The following is a 21,601-nucleotide window of genomic DNA, read 5'->3' as shown; positions in this document are numbered from 1 at the left end:
ACTCAGCGGGTATTCTGCCCGCGCAAGATGCAAGGGGTTTTCGAGGACCCCGAAAAGGAGAACGGCATGAACCAAGAGGTCATGAATCTCTTCAATCCGCAGGCGCCTGCGCAGGTGTTCGATTCGATCCGGATCTCACTGGCCAGCCCTGAGAAGATTCTGTCCTGGTCGTTCGGCGAGATCAAGAAGCCGGAGACCATCAACTACCGCACCTTCAAGCCGGAGCGTGACGGTCTGTTCTGCGCGCGCATTTTTGGCCCGATCAAGGACTATGAGTGCCTGTGCGGCAAGTACAAGCGCATGAAGTACAAGGGCGTCATCTGCGAAAAGTGCGGCGTCGAAGTTACGCTGTCGCGCGTGCGTCGCGAGCGCATGGGCCATATTGAGCTCGCCGCACCCGTCGCCCACATCTGGTTCCTGAAGTCGCTGCCCTCGCGCATCGGCACGCTGCTCGACATGACGCTGAAGGACATCGAGCGCGTCCTCTACTTCGAGAACTACATCGTCACCGAGCCTGGCCTGACCGCGCTGAAGGAGCACCAGCTGCTCAGCGAGGAAGAGTACATGATCGCCGTCGACGAATATGGCGAGGATAGTTTCACCGCCATGATCGGCGCCGAGGCCATTCATGACCTTCTGGCCGGCATGGATCTGGAGAAGATCGCCGGCGACCTGCGTTCGGAACTGGCTTCGACCACGTCCGAGCTCAAGCAGAAGAAGTATCTGAAGCGGCTCAAGGTCGTCGAGAACTTCATGGAATCCGGCAACCGTCCGGAATGGATGATCATGAAGGTGGTTCCGGTGATCCCGCCGGACCTGCGCCCGCTCGTCCCGCTGGACGGCGGCCGTTTCGCTACGTCCGACCTGAACGACCTCTATCGCCGCGTCATCAACCGCAACAACCGTCTGAAGCGGCTGATCGAACTGCGCGCTCCCGGCATCATCGTGCGCAATGAAAAGCGCATGCTGCAGGAAGCCGTCGACGCACTGTTCGACAACGGCCGTCGCGGCCGCGTCATTACCGGCGCCAACAAGCGTCCGCTGAAGTCGCTGTCCGACATGCTCAAGGGCAAGCAGGGCCGGTTCCGCCAGAACCTGCTCGGCAAGCGCGTCGACTATTCCGGCCGCTCGGTCATCGTGACCGGTCCGGAGCTCAAGCTGCACCAGTGCGGCCTGCCGAAGAAGATGGCGCTCGAACTGTTCAAGCCCTTCATCTATGCCCGCCTCGACGCCAAGGGTTACTCCTCGACCGTGAAGCAGGCAAAGAAGCTGGTCGAGAAGGAGCGTCCTGAAGTCTGGGATATCCTCGACGAGGTCATTCGCGAGCATCCGGTGCTGCTCAACCGCGCGCCGACGCTGCACCGCCTCGGCATCCAGGCGTTCGAGCCGATCCTGATCGAAGGCAAGGCGATCCAGCTGCATCCGCTGGTCTGCACGGCCTTCAACGCCGACTTCGACGGTGACCAGATGGCCGTTCACGTGCCGCTGTCGCTGGAAGCGCAGCTTGAAGCCCGCGTGCTGATGATGTCGACCAACAACATCCTGCACCCGGCTTCCGGCGCGCCGATCATCGTGCCGTCGCAGGACATGGTTCTCGGTCTCTACTATCTCTCGATCGTCAACCAGAACGAGCCGGGCGAGGGCATGGTGTTTGCCGACATGGGCGAGCTCCAGCATGCGCTCGAGACCAAGGCGGTGACGCTGCACGCCAAGATCAAGGGGCGCTTCCGCACGGTCGACGCAGAAGGCAAGGTCGTGTCGAAGATCTATGACACCACGCCTGGCCGCATGATCATCGGCGAGCTTCTGCCGAAGAACGTCAATGTGCCTTACGAGACCGCCAACCAGGAGATGACCAAGAAGAACATCTCCAAGATGATCGACACCGTCTACCGCCATTGCGGTCAGAAGGAGACCGTCATTTTCTGCGACCGCATCATGGCGCTCGGTTTCGCTCACGCCTGCCGTGCCGGCATTTCGTTCGGCAAGGACGACATGCTGATCCCGGACACCAAGATCAAGCTGGTGTCCGACACCGAGGCTTTGGCCAAGGAGTACGAGCAGCAGTACAATGACGGCCTGATCACCCAGGGCGAGAAGTACAACAAGGTCGTCGACGCCTGGGCCAAGTGCTCGGAAAAGGTCGCCGACGAGATGATGGCCCGCATCAAGGCGGTCGAGTTCGAGGACAATGGCCGTCAGAAGCCGATGAACTCGATCTACATGATGTCGCACTCCGGTGCGCGTGGCTCGCCCACCCAGATGCGCCAGCTTGCCGGTATGCGCGGCCTGATGGCCAAGCCGTCGGGTGAAATCATCGAGACGCCGATCATCTCGAACTTCAAGGAAGGCCTGACCGTGCTCGAGTACTTCAACTCGACCCACGGCGCCCGCAAGGGTCTGGCAGACACCGCCTTGAAGACGGCGAACTCGGGTTACCTCACCCGCCGTCTGGTCGACGTGGCGCAGGACTGCATCGTCAACTCCGTGGATTGCGGCACCGACAAGGGCCTCACCATGCAGCCGATCGTCGATGCCGGTCAGGTCGTCGCTTCGGTCGGCCAGCGCGTGCTGGGCCGCACGGCGCTCGACGACATCAACCATCCGGTGACCGGCGACCTGCTGGTCAAGGCCGGAACGCTGATGGACGAGCGTGACGTGGAGCAGATCGAAAAGGCCGGCGTCCAGTCGGTCCGCATCCGCTCGGCACTGACCTGCGAGGTCAGGGTTGGCGTGTGCGCGGTCTGCTACGGACGCGATCTAGCGCGCGGCACCCCGGTCAACCAGGGTGAAGCCGTCGGCGTCATCGCGGCGCAGTCGATCGGCGAACCCGGCACTCAGCTCACCATGCGTACCTTCCACATGGGCGGTACCGCGCAGGTGGTGGATAGCTCGTTCCTTGAAGCCTCCTATGAGGGCAAGGTCGAGATCCGCAACCGCAACGTGGTGCGCAACTCCGACGGCCAGCAGATGGTCATGGGCCGCAACATGGCGGTGCTGATCCTCGACGAAGCCGGCAAGGAGCGTGCCACGCACCGTGTCACCTATGGTTCGCGCATCTTCGTGGACGATGGCGACAAGGTTAAGCGCGGCCAGCGTATCGCCGAGTGGGATCCCTATACCCGCCCGGTCCTCACCGAAATCGAGGGCAAGGTGTCGTACGAGGATCTGGTGGACGGCATTTCCGTGCAAGAAACGGCCGACGAGTCGACCGGCATCACCAAGCGTGAGGTCATCGACTGGCGCTCGACGCCGCGCGGCAATGACCTGAAGCCGGCGATTGCCATTCTCGACGCCAAGGGCAAGGTCGGCAAGCTGTCGAAGGGTGGCGACGCCCGCTTCCTGCTCTCGGTCGAGGCCATTCTCTCGGTCGAGCCGGGTGCGCAGGTTCGTCCCGGCGACGTCTTGGCGCGTATCCCGATGGAAAGCGCCAAGACCAAGGACATCACCGGCGGTCTGCCGCGTGTTGCCGAACTGTTCGAGGCACGTCGTCCGAAGGATCACGCCATCATCGCCGAGATCGATGGCACGATCCGCTTCGGCCGCGACTACAAGAACAAGCGCCGCATCATCATCGAGCCGCATGACTCGACGCTCGAGCCGGTCGAATACCTGATCCCGAAGGGCAAGCCGTTCCATCTCCAGGACGGCGACGTCATCGAGAAGGGCGACTACATCCTCGACGGCAATCCGGCGCCGCACGACATCCTGGCGATCAAGGGCGTGGAGGCACTCGCGTCCTACCTCGTCAACGAGATCCAGGAGGTCTACCGCCTGCAGGGCGTGTCGATCAACGACAAGCACATCGAGGTGATCGTTCGCCAGATGCTGCAGAAGGTCGAGATCACCACGCAGGGCGACTCGACCTACATTCCGGGCGACCACGTCGACGTGATCGAGTTGGAAGAGGTCAACGAGCGCCTGGTCGAGGACGGCAAGAAGCCGGCCGAAGGCCAGCCGGTGCTGCTCGGCATCACCAAGGCCTCGCTGCAGACGCCGTCGTTCATCTCGGCCGCCTCCTTCCAGGAGACGACCAGGGTGCTGACGGAAGCCGCGGTTGCCGGCAAGACCGACATGCTGCAGGGCTTGAAGGAAAACGTCATCGTCGGCCGGCTGATCCCGGCCGGTACGGGCGGCACGATGAGCCAGATCCGGCGCATCGCCACCTCGCGCGACGAACTGATCATCGACGAGCGCCGCAAGGCCTCCGGTGTGGAAGTCGCCGAGCCGATGCTGGCCGACATGACAACCGCCGCGCAGTAAGCGCGGCGGCAAAGATCTCAGGCAACAGAAGCCGTCAGGGAAACCTGGCGGCTTTTTTTTGTTTCAATGATCGATCGGAGCAAGGCAGATGAGCATGAAGACCTGGACCGCTGTCGACAACTACATCGTTTCCTCACTCCTCGAGGCGGATCCCGTTCTCGATGCCGTTCTGGCGGCAAACCGCGATCGGGGCCTGCCGGCGATCGATGTCTCGCCGGCGCAAGGCAAGCTGCTTTTCCTTCTTGCGCGAATTCAGGGAGCGAAGAAGGTTCTCGAAATCGGCACGCTGGGCGGGTACTCGACGATCTGGATGGCGCGCGGCTTGACCGCCGACGGCAAGGTCGCGACGCTCGAACTCGACCCGCACCATGCCAAGGTCGCGGCCTCGAATTTCAAACGCGCGGGCGTATCGGACAAGGTCGAGCTGCGGGTCGGGCCGGCGCTTCAGTCGCTTGCAGCGCTGGAGAGCGAAGGAGCCGGGCCGTTCGACCTGATCTTCATCGATGCCGACAAACCCAACAATCCGAACTATCTTGCCTGGGCGATGAAGCTCTCGCGCTCGGGAACGGTCATCGTCTGCGACAACGTCATCCGCGACGGCGCCGTCATCAACGAAGATGGCCGCGATGCCAATGTCGAAGGCGCCAGAGCGGCGTTCTCGTTCATCGGCGGCGACAACAGGCTCGATGGAACGGCCATCCAGACGGTCGGCGCCAAGGGTTATGACGGCTTCGCCATTGCAATTGTCGATTGAAGGTCGACGCGCCGGATCGCGACGCGTCCCTGTTCAATCGAAAAACGCCTCGACCACATTGCGCTTGCCGAGCATGAATGCGTCGGCGACGTGTTGTAGAGGCGCGAGATCGACGTCGGAAACGCCGGCGCGGACAATCTCGGCGAAACGCCTGTAAAGCATCGGATATTCGGCTTCGGGCTCGTCGTGAACGATCTTGCCGTCGATGGAGAGTTTCGCGCCACCGCCGGAAAGCACCATCTTGCCGGCATCCGTCTCGGCCAGGATGTCCCAGCTTTGCGGGCCGGTCTGCAGCCAGTCGAGGTCCATCGTCACCGGCAATCCGTTCGACGTGCGGAAGACGACTTGCGCCGCGACCGGGGCAGCGCGGTTTTCCGGAAAGTCGAGCACGGCCGAAGTGATGAACATCGCCGGCAGGATGTGGGTCGCGATCGACAAAGCGTTGATGCCGGGATCGAACACGCCGAAGCCGCCGGGCGCCCAGATCCAGTCCTGGTTGGGGTGCCACCGGCGGACGTCTTCTTTCCAGTTGATGGCCGCCGACTTGACCTTGGCCGAAGCCAGGAAGGCGCGCGCGGCCTCCACCGCCGGCGCGTAGCGCGAATGCCAGCTCGCGAACAGCGAGACGCCATTGGCCGTCGCCAGCCTCTTCAAGTCCTCGACTTCGCTGACGGTCGCGCCGGGCGGCTTCTCCAGGAAGACATGTTTTTTCGCGATCAGCGCCGTGCGCGCCGCATCGTAGCGGAATTGCGGCGGCATGCAGAGCGAAACGGCGTCGAGCTCCGGCACCGCATCCAGCATTGCTTCGATGCTCGGGAAATTCGCAATATCGTCGACCCTGCCGTGCCGGCTGGCGGCGGCGATGAGGCGATAGCTCTGGTCTTTCGCGAGAGCCGGCAGGTGCTGGTCGCGGACGATCTTGCCGACGCCGACGATGCCTATCTTGATGGGGCCAATCTTGATGGGCTTGGACACGGCCGCTCCGTCTGTTTTGGTGATGGTGAGCGTTTCTAGCAGAACACTTGCCCCGGGCAAGCCGGAGCCTGACGATCAGCCCCAGCTTTCCTCGAACCGCAGCGTCAGTTTTTCCCCCGTCAGGAAGGCTTCGATCGCCGGTTCGAAAGGCGAGGGGTCGAGGCCGTTGGCGGCCAGCCAGTCGTCGGAATAGTAGGTGTTGGCGTAGCGGTCGCCGGAATCGCAGATCAGCGTCACCAGCGAACCGGTCCTGCCATGCTCGATCATGCGTGCCGCCTGAAAGCACATGGCGGTGAAGTTGGTGCCGGTCGAACCGCCGACACGGCGGCCGAGCCGGCGTGACAGCACCCGCATCGCCGCCAGAGACATAGCATCCGGAACCCGCAGCATGTGATCGATGACCCCCGGCACGAAGGACGGTTCCATTCGCGGCCGGCCAATGCCTTCGATTCGCGACGGCTGCTCGCAGCGACAATCGCGATCGTGCTTGGCGAAACCTTCGAAGAAGGCGGAGCGCTCGACATCCGCCACCGACAACCGCGTGGCGTGCCGCTTATAGCGCAGGTATCGGCCGATCGTGGCCGTGGTGCCGCCTGTCCCGGCACTCATCACGATCCAGCTTGGGATGGGATGCCGCTCCTCGCGCATCTGTCCGAAGATGGAATCGGCAATGTTGTTGTTGCCGCGCCAGTCGGTGGCCCGTTCGGCATGGGTAAACTGGTCCATGAAATGGCCGCCGAGCCGTTCGGTGAGTTCGGCCGACTCGGCATAGATGCGCCTGCCGTCGTCGATGAAATGGCAGTTGCCGCCATAATGCTCGATCGCGGCGATCTTTTCGCGCGATGTCGACCGCGGCATCACCGCATAGAACGGCACGCCGATCATACGGGCGAAATAGGCTTCCGACACCGCGGTCGAGCCGGATGACGCTTCGACCACCGGGGTACCTTCGCCGACAAGGCCGTTGCACAGCGCATAGAGAAACAGCGAACGCGCCAGCCGGTGCTTCAGGCTGCCGGTCGGATGGGTGGACTCATCCTTGAGATAGAAGTCGATGCTATTCAGCGCCGGCAGGTCGAGTTTCCAGAGGTGGGTGTCGGCCGAACGGTGCTGGTCGGCCTCGATCGCGGCGACCGCCCGGTCGGCCCAGGCTCGGGATGCAGGTTCAACCGTTCTAGATTCGGCCATCGTCGGTGCCTTGGTTTCAGATCGGTTCGTCGAAGGTGACGATCGACACCTCGCCTTCGAGCGCGCCCTGATAGGCCGACAGATGCGGCTCGTCGTCGGGCACGCCGTCCATGTCGCCGATCTGGTCGAGCTCGGCTTCGGCGTAACCTTCCGCCGCGAGCGAATCGAGGGCACGGCGCACCGCCGAATCGTCGTCGGGCGCGACCAGCATGACATGCACGCCTTCCACCTTGCCGCCTTTGCGTTTCCACACCCGGCCGGTGATGATGGTGACCGGGCGTTCTTCATTGTCGTTCACGGGCTGATTCCTCTGGCAAGGGACGGGCGAGGGGATTTCGAGTGCTTGAGGCGGCCTTTTTCGCATGAAGCGGGGCCGCGCAACAGCCAAAAGCCATTCTCTTTGCCAAAGGCTCGGCACTTTCTTCCTTCTCCTTGCAAATTGACGAAAGAAAATTACATGCGGTTTTCGCATGGCAGCCAAGCCTCGGCTTCAATGCAATATTTGCCGCTCCGGGGTTGACGGTTCGCGGGCTTGCGAGTAGAAGCCGCCCAGTCAGAACCGATGTGAGGCTCTCCCTTCCGAAGCGACACGCTTTGGAGTTTGCCTCAAACAGGGTTCGTTTTACGAGCGAAAAGACATTTCCGGCGTGCACGAAGCGGCTTCCGCTTCCTCTGCGATTTGTTCGGGCAAGACCGCGAGGCGCGGTTTGTGGCCCGAATTTGCGTATGGAAATGACGCTTTGAGCGGCCCTGACCGGGCGAGACACGGAATTGAGAGACAAGAGGGTTTAATGCCTACCGTCAACCAGCTGATCCGCAAGCCGCGCATTGCGCCGGTGAAGCGCAACAAGGTCCCGGCCATGCAGCAGAACCCGCAGAAGCGGGGCGTCTGCACGCGCGTCTACACGACGACGCCGAAGAAGCCGAACTCGGCGCTGCGCAAGGTGGCCAAGATCCGCCTGACCAATGGTTTTGAAGTGATCGGTTACATCCCCGGCGAAGGTCATAACCTTCAGGAGCACTCCGTGGTCATGATCCGCGGCGGCCGTGTCAAGGACCTTCCGGGCGTCCGCTACCACATCATCCGCGGCGTGCTCGACACGCAGGGCGTGAAGAATCGCAAGCAGCGCCGTTCGAAGTACGGCGCCAAGCGTCCGAAGTAAGAATTTTCCGGCCCTGGCGCTGCTTGAACGCGTCGGGCTACGAGATTGAGAGACAAAAGCCATGTCGCGTCGTCACAGTGCAGAAAAGCGTGAGATCAACCCGGATCCGAAGTTCGGCGATCTGATCGTTACCAAGTTCATGAACGCCGTCATGTATGACGGCAAGAAGTCGGTCGCCGAGACCATCGTCTACGGCGCGCTCGACCAGGTCCAGACGAAGACCAAGCAGGAGCCGGTCACCGTCTTCCATCAGGCGCTCGACAATGTCGCGCCGCATGTGGAAGTGCGTTCGCGTCGCGTCGGCGGCGCCACCTACCAGGTTCCGGTCGACGTGCGTCCCGAGCGCCGCCAGGCATTGGCCATCCGTTGGCTGATCGCGGCTGCCCGCAACCGCAACGAGACCACCATGGTCGACCGCCTCTCCGGCGAGCTGATGGACGCGGCCAACAACCGCGGCACGGCCGTCAAGAAGCGTGAAGATACCCACAAGATGGCTGAAGCCAACCGCGCTTTCGCACACTACCGCTGGTAAAGCGCGAACAGGACTGAGAGGCAGCTACGATGGCCCGCGAATATAAAATCGAAGACTACCGCAATTTCGGTATCATGGCGCATATTGACGCCGGCAAGACGACGACCACCGAGCGCGTCCTCTATTACACGGGCAAGTCGCACAAGATCGGCGAAGTGCACGACGGCGCTGCCACGATGGACTGGATGGAGCAGGAGCAGGAACGCGGCATCACCATCACGTCCGCCGCCACCACGACCTTCTGGAAGGGCCGTGACGGTAAGATGCACCGCTTCAACATCATCGACACTCCCGGACACGTCGACTTCACCATCGAAGTCGAGCGTTCGCTGCGCGTCCTCGACGGCGCCATCGCGCTGCTCGATGCCAACGCCGGTGTCGAGCCGCAGACGGAAACCGTCTGGCGCCAGGCCGACAAGTACCGCGTGCCGCGCATGATCTTCTGCAACAAGATGGACAAGATCGGCGCCGACTTCTACCGCTCGGTCGAGATGATCGGCTCGCGCCTCGGTGCGCAGGCTGTCGTCATGCAGCTGCCGATCGGCGCCGAGACCGAATTCAAGGGTGTCGTCGACCTCGTCGAGATGAACGCGCTTGTCTGGCGCGACGAGACGCTGGGCGCTGCCTGGGACGTCGTCGAGATCCCGGCCGACCTCAAGGCTCGTGCCGAGGAATACCGCGAGAAGATGATCGAAGCCGCCGTCGAAATGGATGAGACGGCGCTTGAAAACTACCTCGAAGGCAAGATGCCGTCGAATGACGAGATCCGCGCGCTGATCCGCAAGGGCACGATCGCGGTCAAGTTCTACCCGATGTTCTGCGGCTCGGCTTTCAAGAACAAGGGCGTGCAGCCGCTGCTCGACGCCGTCGTCGAATATCTGCCGTCGCCGGCCGACGTTCCCGCCATCAAGGGCGTCGATGCCAAGACAGACGCCGAGATCGAGCGTCATGCCGACGACAACGAGCCGCTGTCGATGCTCGCCTTCAAGATCATGAACGACCCGTTCGTCGGTTCGCTGACCTTTGCCCGCATCTATTCGGGCAAGCTCACCAAGGGCGTCTCGGTCGACAACACCGTGAAGGGCAAGAAGGAGCGCATCGGCCGCATGCTGCAGATGCATGCGAATTCGCGCGCCGACGTCGAAGAGGCTTTCGCCGGTGACATCGTCGCCCTGGCTGGCCTCAAGGACACGACCACCGGCGACACGCTGTGCGATCCGCTGCACCCGGTCATTCTCGAGCGGATGGAATTCCCCGATCCGGTCATCCAGATCGCCATCGAGCCGAAGACGAAGAACGACCAGGAAAAGATGGGCCTCGCCCTTCACCGCCTGGCTGCCGAGGATCCGTCCTTCCGCGTCAAGACCGACGAGGAAAGCGGCCAGACCATCATCTCCGGCATGGGCGAACTGCACCTCGACATCATCGTCGACCGCATGCGTCGCGAGTTCAAGGTCGAAGCCAATGTCGGCGCTCCGCAGGTTGCCTATCGCGAGACGATCACCCGCAAGCACGAGCAGGACTACACGCACAAGAAGCAGACCGGCGGTACTGGCCAGTTCGCTCGCGTCAAGGTTGTGTTCGAGCCGAACTCGGAGAGTGAAGAGTTCGTCTTCGAATCCAAGATCGTCGGCGGCGCGGTGCCGAAGGAATACATTCCGGGCGTCGAAAAGGGCATCCAGAGCGTCATGGGCGCAGGTCCGTTCGCGGGCTTCCCGATGATCGGCGTCCGCGCCACGCTGATCGACGGCGCCTACCACGACGTCGACTCCTCGGTCCTGGCCTTCGAAATCGCATCCCGCGCTTGCTTCCGGGAAGCCGCACCCAAGCTTGGCGTGCAGCTGCTCGAGCCGATCATGAAGGTCGAGGTCGTGACGCCGGAAGACTACGTCGGCAGCGTCATCGGCGACCTGAACGGCCGTCGTGGCCAGATCCAGGGTCAGGAAGCGCGCGGCGTGGCCGTCGTCATCAACGCGATGGTGCCGCTCGCCAACATGTTCAAGTACGTCGACAACCTGCGCTCGATGAGCCAGGGCCGCGCGGCCTACACGATGCAGTTCGATCACTACGAGCCGGTCCCGACCGCGGTCGCTCAGGAAGTCCAGAAAAAGTACGCGTAACTCGAAAGAGCCGTCGCGGTAACGCAATTCAAAGCCCGCTTGGGCGAGCAGGAAATGGAGACATCACATGGCAAAAGGTAAATTCGAGCGCACTAAGCCTCATGTGAACATCGGCACGATTGGTCACGTTGACCATGGCAAGACGTCGCTGACGGCGGCGATCACGAAGTATTTTGGCGAGTACAAGCGCTACGACCAGATCGATGCGGCGCCGGAAGAGAAGGCACGCGGCATCACGATCTCGACGGCTCACGTCGAATACGAGACGGCCAACCGGCACTACGCTCACGTCGACTGCCCCGGCCACGCCGACTATGTGAAGAACATGATCACCGGTGCGGCGCAGATGGACGGCGCGATCCTGGTCGTGTCGGCCGCCGACGGCCCGATGCCGCAGACCCGCGAGCACATCCTGCTTGCCCGTCAGGTCGGCGTGCCGTCGATCGTGGTGTTCCTGAACAAGGTCGACCAGGTCGACGACGCCGAGCTGCTCGAACTGGTCGAGCTCGAGGTTCGCGAGCTTCTGTCGAAGAACGAGTTCCCCGGCGACGACATTCCGATCGTCAAGGGTTCGGCGCTGGCCGCTCTCGAGGATTCGAACAAGACGATCGGCGAGGACGCGATCCGCGAGCTGATGGCTCAGGTCGACGCCTATATCCCGACGCCGGTTCGTCCGCTCGACAAGCCGTTCCTGATGCCGATCGAGGACGTGTTCTCGATCTCGGGCCGTGGCACGGTCGTGACCGGCCGCGTCGAGCGCGGCGTGGTCAAGGTTGGCGAGGAACTCGAGATCATCGGCATCCGTCCGACGACCAAGACGACCTGCACGGGCGTCGAGATGTTCCGCAAGCTGCTCGATCAGGGCCAGGCTGGCGACAACATCGGCGCGCTGCTGCGCGGCGTTGACCGTGAAGGTGTCGAGCGTGGCCAGGTTCTGGCCAAGCCGGGCACGGTGAAGCCGCACAAGAAGTTCGTGGCCGAAGCCTACATCCTGACCAAGGACGAAGGTGGCCGTCACACGCCGTTCTTCACCAACTACCGTCCGCAGTTCTACTTCCGCACGACTGACGTGACCGGCATCGTGTCGCTGCCGGCCGGCACCGAGATGGTGATGCCTGGCGACAACATCACGGTCGATGTCGAGCTGATCGTGCCGATCGCCATGGAAGAGAAGCTGCGCTTCGCCATCCGTGAAGGCGGCCGCACCGTCGGTGCCGGCATCGTCGTCACCATTAAAGAATAATTAGACTTAAACCGATCTGTCGCGGGCGCGGAGTTGCCCGCGCCGCGCCAGAACAAGGAAGTGACGCATGAACGGACAGAATATCCGCATCCGCCTGAAGGCGTTTGATCACCGCGTGCTCGACGCCTCGACGAAAGAAATCGTGTCGACGGCCAAGCGCACCGGAGCAAACGTCCGCGGCCCCATTCCGCTGCCGACGCGGATCGAAAAATTCACGGTCAACCGGTCGCCTCACGTCGACAAGAAGAGCCGCGAGCAGTTCGAGATGCGCACGCACAAGCGTCTGCTCGACATCGTCGATCCGACCCCGCAGACCGTCGATGCTTTGATGAAGCTCGATCTGGCCGCCGGCGTCGACGTCGAGATCAAGCTCTAAGGGAATGAGAGCGCGGTAAGGGGCGGTGCCCCTGGCCCGGAACTCTAAAGGAATTGAACCGATGCGTTCAGGTGTGATTGCAAAGAAGGTGGGAATGACCCGCATCTACAACGATGCCGGGGAACATGTTCCCGTCACCGTTCTCCAGATGGAGAACTGCCAGGTCGTGGCGCAGCGCACGCAGGAGAAGAATGGCTACACCGCCGTTCAGCTCGGCGTTGGCCTCGCCAAGGTGAAGAACACGTCGAAGGCGCTGCGCGGCCATTTCGCGACCGCTTCCGTCGAGCCCAAGGCGAAGGTCGCGGAGTTCCGCGTCTCCGCCGACAACATGATCGATGTCGGCGCCGAGATCACCGTCGAGCACTTCGTCGCCGGCCAGAAGGTCGATGTGACGGGCACGACGATCGGCAAGGGCTTCCAGGGCGTCATCAAGCGCCACCACATGGGTGGTGGCCGCGCGACGCACGGTAACTCGGTCTCGCACCGTACGCACGGTTCGACCGGCCAGCGTCAGGACCCGGGCAAGGTGTTCAAGGGCAAGCATATGGCTGGCCACATGGGCGACACCCGCGTCACCACACAGAATGTCGAGATCGTTTCGACCGACGCTGATCGCGGCCTGATCCTGATCCGCGGAGCGGTTCCCGGATCGAAGGGCGCTTGGATCCTGGTCCGCGACGCGGCCAAGGTGGCACTGCCGGCCAATGCGCCGAAGCCCGCCGCGATCCGCGCCGCCACGAAGAATGAGGCTCCGGCCACAGAGGGAGCGGAATAATGGATCTCAAGATCACAACGCTCGGCGGTAAAGACGCCGGCAAGGTGGAACTCTCTGACGGGATTTTCGGCCTTGACCCGCGCGAGGACATTCTGCAGCGCGTCGTGCGCTGGCAGCTTGCCAAGAAGCAGCAGGGCACGCACAAGTCCAAGGGCCGCGCCGAAATCGCGCGCACCGGCGCCAAGATGTACAAGCAGAAGGGTACGGGCCGCGCCCGCCACCATTCGGCACGCGCTCCGCAGTTCCGCGGCGGCGGCAAGGCCCACGGCCCGGTTGTTCGCAGTCATGAGCACGATCTGCCCAAGAAGGTTCGTGCGCTCGGCCTCAAGCATGCTCTCTCGGCCAAGGCCAAGAGCGCTTCGATTATCGTCATCGACGAACTGAAGCTGACCGAGGCCAAGACCAAGGCGCTGATCGCGAATTTCGCGACGCTGGGCCTGACCAACGCCTTGGTGATTGGCGGCGCCGAGCTTGACAAGAACTTCAAGCTGGCAGCGACCAACATTCCGAACATCGACGTGCTGCCCATCCAGGGCATCAACGTCTACGACATTCTGCGCCGCGGCACGCTGGTCCTTTCCAAGGCCGCCGTCGAGGCTCTCGAGGAGCGCTTTAAATGACCGACCTTCGTCACTACGACGTGATCGTCAGCCCGGCGATCACTGAAAAGTCGACCATGGCTTCCGAGCAGAACCAGGTCGTCTTCAACGTCGCCAAGAAGGCGTCGAAGCCGGAAATCAAGGCCGCCGTCGAAGCGCTGTTCGGCGTCAAGGTGATGGCCGTGAACACACTTGTCCGCAAGGGCAAGATCAAGCGCTTCCGCGGCACGATCGGCCGCCAGAGCGACGTCAAGAAGGCGATCGTGACGCTGGCCGACGGCCAGTCGATCGACGTCGCGACGGGTCTCTGAGCTAGGCCGCGAGGACAACAACAATGGCACTGAAAAAATTCAACCCGGTAACGCCGAGCACCCGACAGCTGGTCATCGTCGACCGCTCGGGCCTCTACAAGGGCAAGCCCGTCAAGGGCCTGACCGAGGGCCTGACCAAGTCGGGCGGCCGCAACAATCACGGCCGCATCACCGCCCGCTTCATCGGCGGTGGTCACAAGCGTTCGTACCGCATCATCGACTTCAAGCGCCGCAAGTTCGACGTCGTCGGCACGGTCGAGCGCATTGAATACGATCCGAACCGCACCGCCTTCATCGCGCTGATCAAGTACGACGATGGTGAGCTGTCCTACATCATCGCCCCGCAGCGCCTTGCCGCCGGCGACAAGATCGTGGCCGGCGAAGCGGTCGACGTGAAGCCGGGCAATGCGATGCCGCTAGCGTCGATGCCGGTCGGCACGATCGTCCACAACATCGAGCTGAAGCCGGGCAAGGGCGCCCAGGTCGCCCGTTCGGCCGGCGGTTACGCACAGCTCGTCGGTCGCGACCAGGGCATGGCGATCCTGCGCCTCAATTCGGGCGAGCAGCGTGTCGTTCACGGCTCCTGCATGGCCACCGTCGGCGCCGTGTCGAACCCCGACCACGGCAACATCAACGACGGCAAGGCCGGCCGCACGGTTTGGCGTGGCAAGCGTCCGCACAATCGCGGCGTGACCATGAATCCGGTCGACCATCCGCACGGCGGTGGTGAAGGCCGCACCTCCGGTGGCCGTCATCCGGTCAGCCCGTGGGGCAAGCCGACCAAGGGCAAGAAGACGCGGTCCAACAAGGCGACCGACAAGTTCATCCTGCGCTCGCGCCATCAGCGCAAGAGCTAAGAAGAGGTAACGCCAAGTGACTCGTTCTATTTGGAAAGGCCCCTTCATCGACGGCTACCTTCTCAAGAAGGTGGACAAGGTTCGTGAAGGTGGTCGCAATGAGGTGATCAAGATGTGGAGCCGTCGCTCCACCATCCTGCCGCAGTTCGTCGGCTTCACCTTCGGTGTCTACAACGGCCAGAAGCATGTTCCCGTTTCGGTGAACGAGGACATGGTCGGTCATAAGTTCGGTGAATTCGCTCCGACGCGGACTTATTACGGTCACGGCGCGGATAAGAAGGCGAAGAGGAAATAATCATGGGCAAGGCCAAAGCTCCGCGCAGGCTTGCTGACAACGAAGCGCGCGCCGTGTTGCGCACGATCCGTATCAGCCCGCAGAAGCTGAACCTCGTTGCTGCGCTGATCCGCGGCAAGAAGGTCGCGACAGCGCTTTCCGACCTCGAATTCTCGGCCAAGCGGATTTCCGGCACGGTCAAGAAGACGCTGGAATCGGCGATCGCCAACGCGGAAAACAACCACGACCTCGATGTCGATGCGCTGGTGGTGGCGGAAGCCTATGTCGGCAAGTCGATTGTCATGAAGCGGTTCCACGCTCGTGGCCGTGGTCGCGCCAGCCGTATCGAGAAGCCGTTCTCGCACCTCACGATCGTCGTTCGTGAAGTCGAAGAAAAAGGGGAGGCCGCATAATGGGCCAGAAAGTCAATCCGATCGGTCTTCGCCTCGGCATCAACCGCACCTGGGATTCGCGCTGGTTCGCGAACACCGGCGAGTACGGCAGGCTGCTGCATGAGGACATCAAGATCCGCAAGTATCTTGAGAAGGAACTCAAGCAGGCCGCGATCTCCAAGGTCGTGATCGAGCGTCCGCACAAGAAGTGCCGCGTCACCATCCATGCGGCGCGCCCGGGCCTGATCATCGGCAAGAAGGGCGCCGACATCGAGAAGCTTCGCAAGAAGCTGATGGAGATGACGAAGTCCGAGACGCACCTCAACATCGTCGAAGTGCGCAAGCCGGAAATCGACGCGACCCTGGTCGCCCAGTCGATCGCCCAGCAGCTCGAGCGCCGTATCGCGTTCCGCCGCGCCATGAAGCGCGCCGTGCAGTCGGCGATGCGTCTCGGTGCCGAAGGCATCCGCATCAACTGCTCGGGCCGTCTCGGCGGCGCCGAAATCGCGCGCATGGAGTGGTACCGCGAAGGCCGCGTGCCGCTGCACACGCTGCGCGCCGATGTCGACTACGGCACCGCCGAGGCGAATACGGCGTACGGCATCTGCGGCGTGAAGGTCTGGGTATTCAAGGGCGAGATCCTCGAGCACGATCCGATGGCTTCGGAACGTCGCGCCACCGAGGGTGATGCCGCGCATGGCGGTGGTGGTGATCGCGAACGCGGTCGCCGTCGCGAAAACGCCTGAGACATTTAGGAATTTGGAGTTAGAACGATGCTGCAGCCAAAGCGCACAAAGTTCCGCAAGCAGTTCAAGGGCCGTATCCATGGTACCGCAAAGGGCGGCACCAACCTGGATTTCGGTGGTTTCGGGCTGAAGGCGCTTGAGCCGAACCGCGTCACCGCGCGTGAGATCGAGGCGGCCCGCCGCGCGATCACTCGCGAAATGAAGCGCGCTGGCCGTGTCTGGATCCGTATTTTCCCGGATCTGCCGGTCACGTCGAAGCCGACCGAAGTCCGCATGGGCAAGGGCAAGGGTGCCGTCGACTACTGGGCGGCGCGCGTCAAGCCGGGCCGCATCATGTTCGAGATCGACGGCGTCAGTGAAGAAACCGCCCGTGAGGCGCTGCGTCTCGGCGCGGCCAAGCTCTCGGTCAGGACGCGCTTCGTACAGCGCATCGCAGAATAAGGACGGGCTGATCATGAAAGCCGAAGACATCCGGACCAAGACCCAGGACCAGCTGACCGACGACCTGGCCAGCCTGAAGAAGGAGCAGTTCAACCTGCGCTTCCAGAAGGCCACCGGCCAGCTCGAGAAGACCGCGCGCGTGAGGCAGGTTCGTAAGGACATTGCGCGTATCAAGACCATCGCTGCGGAAAAGTCCGCGGCCAAGAAGGCTTAAGGACGAAAACCATGCCAAAGCGCATTCTGCAGGGCACCGTCGTCAGCGACAAGAACGAGAAGACGGTTGTCGTCAAGGTCGAACGGCGCTTCACGCATCCCGTGATGAAGAAGACCGTGCGCATGACCAAGAAGTACAAGGCGCACGACGAGAACAACGCCCACAAGGTTGGCGATCAGGTGTTCATCCAGGAATCGAAGCCGATTTCCAAGGACAAGCGCTGGATCGTGGTCTCTTTGGACCAGGCGTAAACAAACGAATTTTGGACAGACCGGGGAGGGGTGAAAAACCCGTCCCGTTAGAAAAGAAGAAGGCGGCCAGTCATGATTCAGATGCAAACAAACCTCGACGTGGCGGATAATTCCGGCGCGCGTCGTGTCATGTGCATCAAGGTGCTGGGCGGCTCGAAGCGGAAATACGCTTCCGTGGGCGACATCATCGTGGTGTCCATCAAGGAAGCCATTCCGCGCGGCCGCGTTAAGAAGGGCGATGTGATGAAGGCGGTCGTGGTTCGCACGGCCAAGGACATCCGCCGCCCGGACGGCAGCGTGATCCGTTTCGACAAGAACGCGGCCGTTCTCGTCGACAACAAGAAAGAGCCGATCGGCACGCGTATCTTCGGACCGGTTCCGCGCGAACTCCGCGCCAAGAACCACATGAAGATCATCTCGCTCGCGCCTGAAGTGCTGTAAGGAGCCGGACCAATGCAAAAGATTAGAAAAGGCGACAAGGTCGTCGTGCTGGCCGGCAAGGACAAGGGCCGTTCGGGCGAAGTCCTCTCGGTTCAGCCGAAGGATGACACCGCGCTGGTGCGCGGCGTCAACATGATCCGTCGTCACCAGAAGCAGTCCCAGTCCCAAGAGGGCGGGATCATCACCAAGGAAGCGCCGATCCAGCTGTCGAACATCGCGCTGGCCGACCCCAAGGATGGCAAGCCGACCCGCGTCGGTTTCATCTTCCAGAAGGACGGCAAGAAGGTGCGCGTCGCCAAGCGCTCGGGAGAAGTGATCAATGGCTAAGGCTCAAACCAAGCAGGCGACTGCCGCCAACACGCCGCGTCTGAAGCAGGTCTACAACGAGACCATCCGCAAGGCGCTGCAGGAGCAGTTCGGCTACGACAACGACATGCAGGTTCCGCGCCTCGACAAGATCGTGCTGAACATGGGCGTTGGCGAAGCGACCGCCGATTCCAAGAAGCCCTCGGTTGCCGCCGAGGACCTTGCGATGATCGCCGGCCAGAAGGCTGTCGTCACCCGCGCCCGCAATTCGATCGCAGGCTTCAAGGTCCGCGAGAACATGCCGATCGGCGCCAAGGTCACGCTGCGCAAGGAACGTATGTATGAGTTCCTCGACCGCCTCGTGAACATCGCGCTGCCGCGCGTCCGCGACTTTCGCGGACTGAACCCAAAGAGCTTCGATGGCCGTGGCAATTACGCCATGGGCATCAAGGAGCACATCGTGTTCCCGGAGATCAACTACGACAAGGTTGATCAGATCTGGGGCATGGACGTCATCGTTTGTACGACTGCGAAGACGGACGACGAAGCCCGGGCATTGCTCAAGGCTTTCAACTTCCCCTTCCGCCAGTAACGGCAGCGAGAAAAGGAAAAATCTGAAATGGCAAAGACCAGCTCAGTCGAGAAGAACAACAGGCGCCGCAAGCTTGCCGACCAGTACGGTCCCAAGCGCGCTGCCCTGAAGGCGATCATCATGGACCAGTCCAAGCCGATGGAGGAGCGCTTCCGCGCTCAGCTCAAGCTTGCTGCCCTGCCGCGCAACTCGGCCAAGATCCGCATCCGCAACCGCTGCGAAGTCACCGGCCGTCCGCGTGCCTACTATCGCAAGCTCAAAGTATCGCGCATCGCGCTTCGTGATCTCGGCAACAACGGCCAGATCCCGGGCCTGGTCAAGTCGAGCTGGTAAGGAGGACATAACATGTCATTGAGCGATCCTCTCGGCGATATGCTGACCCGCATCCGCAACGCCTACGGCCGCAAGAAATCGAGTGTCTCGACGCCGGCCTCGCGTCTGCGCACCCGCGTCCTCGACGTGCTGAAGGCTGAAGGCTATATCCGCGACTACAGCCAGACCGACTTCGACAACGGCAAGTCCGAAATCGAAATCGAGCTGAAGTATTTCGACGGGGCTCCGGTCGTGCGCGAAATCGCCCGCGTCTCGAAGCCTGGCCGCCGCGTTTACGTTTCGGCCAAGTCGATCCCGCACGTCGCCAACGGCCTCGGCATCGCCATCCTTTCGACGCCGAAGGGCGTGATGGCCGATCACGAAGCTCGCGAACAGAACGTCGGCGGCGAGATCCTCTGCCAGATCTTCTGATCTGGCAGCTGACCGCAAAGTGGAATCCGGTCTTCGGATCGTTCCGAAGACAGAGACCTGAAACAAGAGAAGTGACGAGGACAACAAAATGTCTCGTATTGGAAAGAAACCCGTTTCGCTGCCGCAGGGCGTGACCGCGACCGTCAACGGCCAGACCGTGACGGCGAAGGGCCCCAAGGGCGAGCTGAAGTTCGTGGTGAACGACGAAGTCCTGGTCAAGATGGAAGGCAGCGAGATCGCTGTCCAGCCTCGCGACCAGACCAAGACCGCCCGCTCGAAGTGGGGCATGTCGCGCACGCAGATCGTCAACATCCTCCACGGCGTCAAGGACGGTTTCGAGAAGAAGCTCGAAATCACCGGCGTCGGCTATCGCGCCGCCTTGCAGGGCAAGAACCTGCAGCTGGCACTTGGCTTCAGCCATGACGTCGTCTACGAGACGCCGGCCGGCATCACCATCACCGTGCCGAAGCCGACCGAGATTACCGTTGCCGGCATCGACAAGCAGCAGGTCGGCCAGGTCGCTGCGGAGATCCGCGAATACCGTGGCCCCGAGCCCTACAAGGGCAAGGGCGTCCGCTACGCTGGCGAGAAGATCGTCCGCAAGGAAGGCAAGAAGAAGTAATAGGCCTGGCCCCGGGAAGTCGCGGACTTTTCGGAAGGGGCCAAGCCAACGAACTGTAACGCCGCGGGGAGCGGTCGCGGGAGGCGCTTTTCGCCTACCGCATATGGCGGCCCCCGTTTTGTGAAGGCAAGGAAGACCATCATGGGTATCAAGGAAGCCATTCAGCGTCGTGCGCAGCGCGTCCGCCGCCAGATCAAGAAGGTCGCCGGCGACCGTCCGCGCCTGTCGGTTCATCGCACGTCTAAGAACATCTACGTGCAGGTCATCGACGACGCCAAGGGCCACACCATCGCCGCCGCCTCGACGCTGGAGAAGGACCTCAAGGGTTCGCTCAAGACCGGGGCCGACACAGCCGCCGCCGCCGCGATCGGCAAGCTGATCGCCGAGCGTGCCGCCAAGGCCGGCGTCAAGGAAGTCGTCTTCGACCGTGGCCCGTACATCTATCACGGCCGTGTCAAGGCGCTGGCTGAAGCTGCCCGCGAAGGCGGCCTCAGCTTCTGATGCATGATCCCGAAAAGTTGCAGACTTTTCGGATAAGATCATGCAAAGGAGAGAAATTCACCGTCGGCGACCCAAAGCGGCGCCGGCAATCAGCAACCCGTGCTTCCGGAAAAGAACAAGGAACAGGATATGGCACAGGAACGTAGGGAAGGCGGCCGCGGCCGCGAGCGTGAGCGCGAAGAGCGCGACGACGGCATGGTGGACAAGCTGGTCCACATCAATCGCGTCGCCAAGGTCGTCAAGGGTGGCCGCCGCTTCGGCTTCGCCGCACTCGTCGTTGTCGGCGACCAGAAAGGCCGCGTCGGCTTCGGTCACGGCAAGGCACGCGAAGTGCCGGAGGCCATCCGCAAGGCAACCGAATCGGCAAAGCGCGACATGATCTTCGTGCCGCTGCGCTCGGGCCGTACGCTGCACCATGACGTCGAAGGACGCTGGGGCGCCGGACGTGTTCTGCTGCGCGCCGCCAAGCAGGGTACCGGCATCATCGCTGGCGGCCCGATGCGCGCCGTCTTCGAGACGCTCGGCATGCATGACGTGGTCGCCAAGTCGATGGGGTCGTCGAACCCCTACAACATGGTTCGCGCCACCTTCGACGCGCTGAAGAGCCAGATGCATCCCAAGGATGTGGCTGCTGCGCGCGGCATCAAGTATTCGACCCTTCAGGCCCGCCGCGGCACCGCCGTTGCGGCTGAAGAATAGTCGATCTGACCAGGGATTTTGACCATGGCCAAGAAAGCAACCAAGACCATCACCGTTGAGCAGATCGGTTCGCCGATCCGCCGTCCGAAGGAACAGCGCGCGACGCTGGTCGGCCTCGGCCTCAACAAGATGCACAAGCAGCGCACGCTGGAAGATACGCCTTCCGTGCGCGGCATGATCGCCGCCGTTCAGCATCTCGTCCGCGTCGTGGACGAGGGCTGA

At 62.3% G+C, this 21,601-nt stretch carries 29 protein-coding genes; 26 read left to right on the top strand and 3 right to left on the bottom strand.

Features of this window, described 5'->3' with window-relative positions:
* Positions 1–66: 66 nt before the first annotated feature.
* Entirely contained in the window at positions 67–4,263 is a 4,197-nt protein-coding gene (rpoC, locus tag EB233_RS20200) for a DNA-directed RNA polymerase subunit beta' (protein WP_064991645.1), read from the top strand.
* An 88-nt stretch (positions 4,264–4,351) separates the two neighbouring features.
* Positions 4,352–5,017, top strand: a complete 666-nt coding sequence (locus EB233_RS20195) for an O-methyltransferase (RefSeq protein ID WP_064991432.1) — start codon at positions 4,352–4,354, stop codon at positions 5,015–5,017.
* A 33-nt stretch (positions 5,018–5,050) separates the two neighbouring features.
* On the opposite strand, the gene EB233_RS20190 is transcribed toward EB233_RS20195, so the two are convergent.
* The 3 genes from EB233_RS20190 to EB233_RS20180 form a co-directional block, all read right to left on the bottom strand.
* A complete protein-coding gene (locus EB233_RS20190) occupies positions 5,051–5,974 on the bottom strand; it encodes a Gfo/Idh/MocA family protein (RefSeq protein ID WP_064991644.1) in 924 nt (307 codons plus the stop codon).
* Between the two features lie 93 nt (positions 5,975–6,067).
* A complete protein-coding gene (locus EB233_RS20185; RefSeq protein ID WP_064991431.1) occupies positions 6,068–7,180 on the bottom strand; it encodes a PLP-dependent cysteine synthase family protein in 1,113 nt (370 codons plus the stop codon).
* A 16-nt stretch (positions 7,181–7,196) separates the two neighbouring features.
* Positions 7,197–7,478, bottom strand: a complete 282-nt coding sequence (locus EB233_RS20180) for a transcriptional regulator (protein WP_064991430.1) — start codon at positions 7,476–7,478, stop codon at positions 7,197–7,199.
* A gap of 493 nt (positions 7,479–7,971) precedes the next feature.
* Between EB233_RS20180 and rpsL the strand changes: the two genes are divergently transcribed.
* The 24 genes from rpsL (at position 7,972) to rpmD (ending at position 21,601) form a co-directional block, all read left to right on the top strand.
* Positions 7,972–8,343 (top strand): 30S ribosomal protein S12, encoded by a 372-nt coding sequence (gene rpsL / locus EB233_RS20175; RefSeq protein WP_006333356.1) that lies wholly within the window; start codon positions 7,972–7,974, stop codon positions 8,341–8,343.
* Between the two features lie 61 nt (positions 8,344–8,404).
* A complete protein-coding gene (rpsG, locus tag EB233_RS20170) occupies positions 8,405–8,875 on the top strand; it encodes a 30S ribosomal protein S7 (RefSeq protein ID WP_006333358.1) in 471 nt (156 codons plus the stop codon).
* A gap of 29 nt (positions 8,876–8,904) precedes the next feature.
* Positions 8,905–10,995, top strand: coding sequence for an elongation factor G (gene fusA, locus EB233_RS20165; protein ID WP_027055618.1), 2,091 nt, complete (start codon positions 8,905–8,907; stop codon positions 10,993–10,995).
* A gap of 67 nt (positions 10,996–11,062) precedes the next feature.
* Positions 11,063–12,238, top strand: coding sequence for an elongation factor Tu (tuf, locus tag EB233_RS20160; RefSeq protein ID WP_010909256.1), 1,176 nt, complete (start codon positions 11,063–11,065; stop codon positions 12,236–12,238).
* A gap of 67 nt (positions 12,239–12,305) precedes the next feature.
* Complete coding sequence (gene rpsJ, locus EB233_RS20155; RefSeq protein ID WP_010909272.1) at positions 12,306–12,614, top strand: 30S ribosomal protein S10; 309 nt, start codon at positions 12,306–12,308, stop codon at positions 12,612–12,614.
* A gap of 61 nt (positions 12,615–12,675) precedes the next feature.
* Complete coding sequence (gene rplC, locus EB233_RS20150; RefSeq protein ID WP_027051773.1) at positions 12,676–13,389, top strand: 50S ribosomal protein L3; 714 nt, start codon at positions 12,676–12,678, stop codon at positions 13,387–13,389.
* Complete coding sequence (rplD, locus tag EB233_RS20145) at positions 13,389–14,009, top strand: 50S ribosomal protein L4 (RefSeq protein ID WP_027051774.1); 621 nt, start codon at positions 13,389–13,391, stop codon at positions 14,007–14,009. The genes rplC and rplD overlap by 1 nt, the downstream gene beginning before the upstream one ends.
* Entirely contained in the window at positions 14,006–14,299 is a 294-nt protein-coding gene (locus EB233_RS20140) for a 50S ribosomal protein L23 (RefSeq protein WP_010909275.1), read from the top strand. Before rplD ends, EB233_RS20140 begins: the two co-directional genes overlap by 4 nt.
* 23 nt (positions 14,300–14,322) lie before the next feature.
* Positions 14,323–15,156 carry a 50S ribosomal protein L2 gene (rplB, locus tag EB233_RS20135; RefSeq protein ID WP_013895698.1) on the top strand — a complete coding sequence of 278 codons (834 nt, stop codon included), beginning with the start codon at positions 14,323–14,325 and terminating at the stop codon, positions 15,154–15,156.
* Between the two features lie 16 nt (positions 15,157–15,172).
* The gene (rpsS, locus tag EB233_RS20130) at positions 15,173–15,451 is read left to right on the top strand and encodes a 30S ribosomal protein S19 (protein ID WP_006205463.1); all 279 of its coding nucleotides are present in this window, start codon (positions 15,173–15,175) and stop codon (positions 15,449–15,451) included.
* Positions 15,452–15,453: 2 nt separating this feature from the next.
* The gene (rplV, locus tag EB233_RS20125) at positions 15,454–15,843 is read left to right on the top strand and encodes a 50S ribosomal protein L22 (protein WP_010909277.1); all 390 of its coding nucleotides are present in this window, start codon (positions 15,454–15,456) and stop codon (positions 15,841–15,843) included.
* Positions 15,843–16,568: a 30S ribosomal protein S3 gene (gene rpsC / locus EB233_RS20120; protein ID WP_064991429.1), complete on the top strand. Its 726-nt coding sequence runs from the start codon at positions 15,843–15,845 to the stop codon at positions 16,566–16,568. Before rplV ends, rpsC begins: the two co-directional genes overlap by 1 nt.
* 27 nt (positions 16,569–16,595) lie before the next feature.
* A complete protein-coding gene (rplP, locus tag EB233_RS20115) occupies positions 16,596–17,009 on the top strand; it encodes a 50S ribosomal protein L16 (protein ID WP_010909279.1) in 414 nt (137 codons plus the stop codon).
* A gap of 13 nt (positions 17,010–17,022) precedes the next feature.
* Entirely contained in the window at positions 17,023–17,223 is a 201-nt protein-coding gene (gene rpmC, locus EB233_RS20110) for a 50S ribosomal protein L29 (protein WP_006205459.1), read from the top strand.
* An 11-nt stretch (positions 17,224–17,234) separates the two neighbouring features.
* Positions 17,235–17,474 (top strand): 30S ribosomal protein S17, encoded by a 240-nt coding sequence (gene rpsQ / locus EB233_RS20105; RefSeq protein WP_064991428.1) that lies wholly within the window; start codon positions 17,235–17,237, stop codon positions 17,472–17,474.
* Between the two features lie 72 nt (positions 17,475–17,546).
* Entirely contained in the window at positions 17,547–17,915 is a 369-nt protein-coding gene (rplN, locus tag EB233_RS20100) for a 50S ribosomal protein L14 (RefSeq protein ID WP_006205457.1), read from the top strand.
* Positions 17,916–17,927: 12 nt separating this feature from the next.
* Positions 17,928–18,242: a 50S ribosomal protein L24 gene (gene rplX, locus EB233_RS20095; protein WP_006205456.1), complete on the top strand. Its 315-nt coding sequence runs from the start codon at positions 17,928–17,930 to the stop codon at positions 18,240–18,242.
* On the top strand, positions 18,235–18,813 hold the full coding sequence (rplE, locus tag EB233_RS20090) for a 50S ribosomal protein L5 (protein WP_051355275.1): 579 nt from the start codon (positions 18,235–18,237) through the stop codon (positions 18,811–18,813). Before rplX ends, rplE begins: the two co-directional genes overlap by 8 nt.
* 27 nt (positions 18,814–18,840) lie before the next feature.
* On the top strand, positions 18,841–19,146 hold the full coding sequence (gene rpsN, locus EB233_RS20085; protein ID WP_010909282.1) for a 30S ribosomal protein S14: 306 nt from the start codon (positions 18,841–18,843) through the stop codon (positions 19,144–19,146).
* Positions 19,147–19,158: 12 nt separating this feature from the next.
* On the top strand, positions 19,159–19,557 hold the full coding sequence (gene rpsH / locus EB233_RS20080; protein ID WP_006205453.1) for a 30S ribosomal protein S8: 399 nt from the start codon (positions 19,159–19,161) through the stop codon (positions 19,555–19,557).
* An 88-nt stretch (positions 19,558–19,645) separates the two neighbouring features.
* Positions 19,646–20,179: a 50S ribosomal protein L6 gene (gene rplF / locus EB233_RS20075; protein WP_027051776.1), complete on the top strand. Its 534-nt coding sequence runs from the start codon at positions 19,646–19,648 to the stop codon at positions 20,177–20,179.
* 141 nt (positions 20,180–20,320) lie between these two features.
* Positions 20,321–20,680 carry a 50S ribosomal protein L18 gene (rplR, locus tag EB233_RS20070; protein ID WP_027051777.1) on the top strand — a complete coding sequence of 120 codons (360 nt, stop codon included), beginning with the start codon at positions 20,321–20,323 and terminating at the stop codon, positions 20,678–20,680.
* A 129-nt stretch (positions 20,681–20,809) separates the two neighbouring features.
* Positions 20,810–21,379, top strand: a complete 570-nt coding sequence (rpsE, locus tag EB233_RS20065; RefSeq protein WP_027046810.1) for a 30S ribosomal protein S5 — start codon at positions 20,810–20,812, stop codon at positions 21,377–21,379.
* A gap of 24 nt (positions 21,380–21,403) precedes the next feature.
* Positions 21,404–21,601, top strand: a complete 198-nt coding sequence (gene rpmD, locus EB233_RS20060; RefSeq protein WP_006205449.1) for a 50S ribosomal protein L30 — start codon at positions 21,404–21,406, stop codon at positions 21,599–21,601.

This window comes from Mesorhizobium erdmanii, from assembly GCF_013170725.1.
GTDB classification, from domain to species: Bacteria; Pseudomonadota; Alphaproteobacteria; order Rhizobiales; family Rhizobiaceae; genus Mesorhizobium; species Mesorhizobium erdmanii.
Note: the sequence above shows the minus strand (reverse complement) of the source record. Positions and strands in the feature narration are given on the sequence as shown.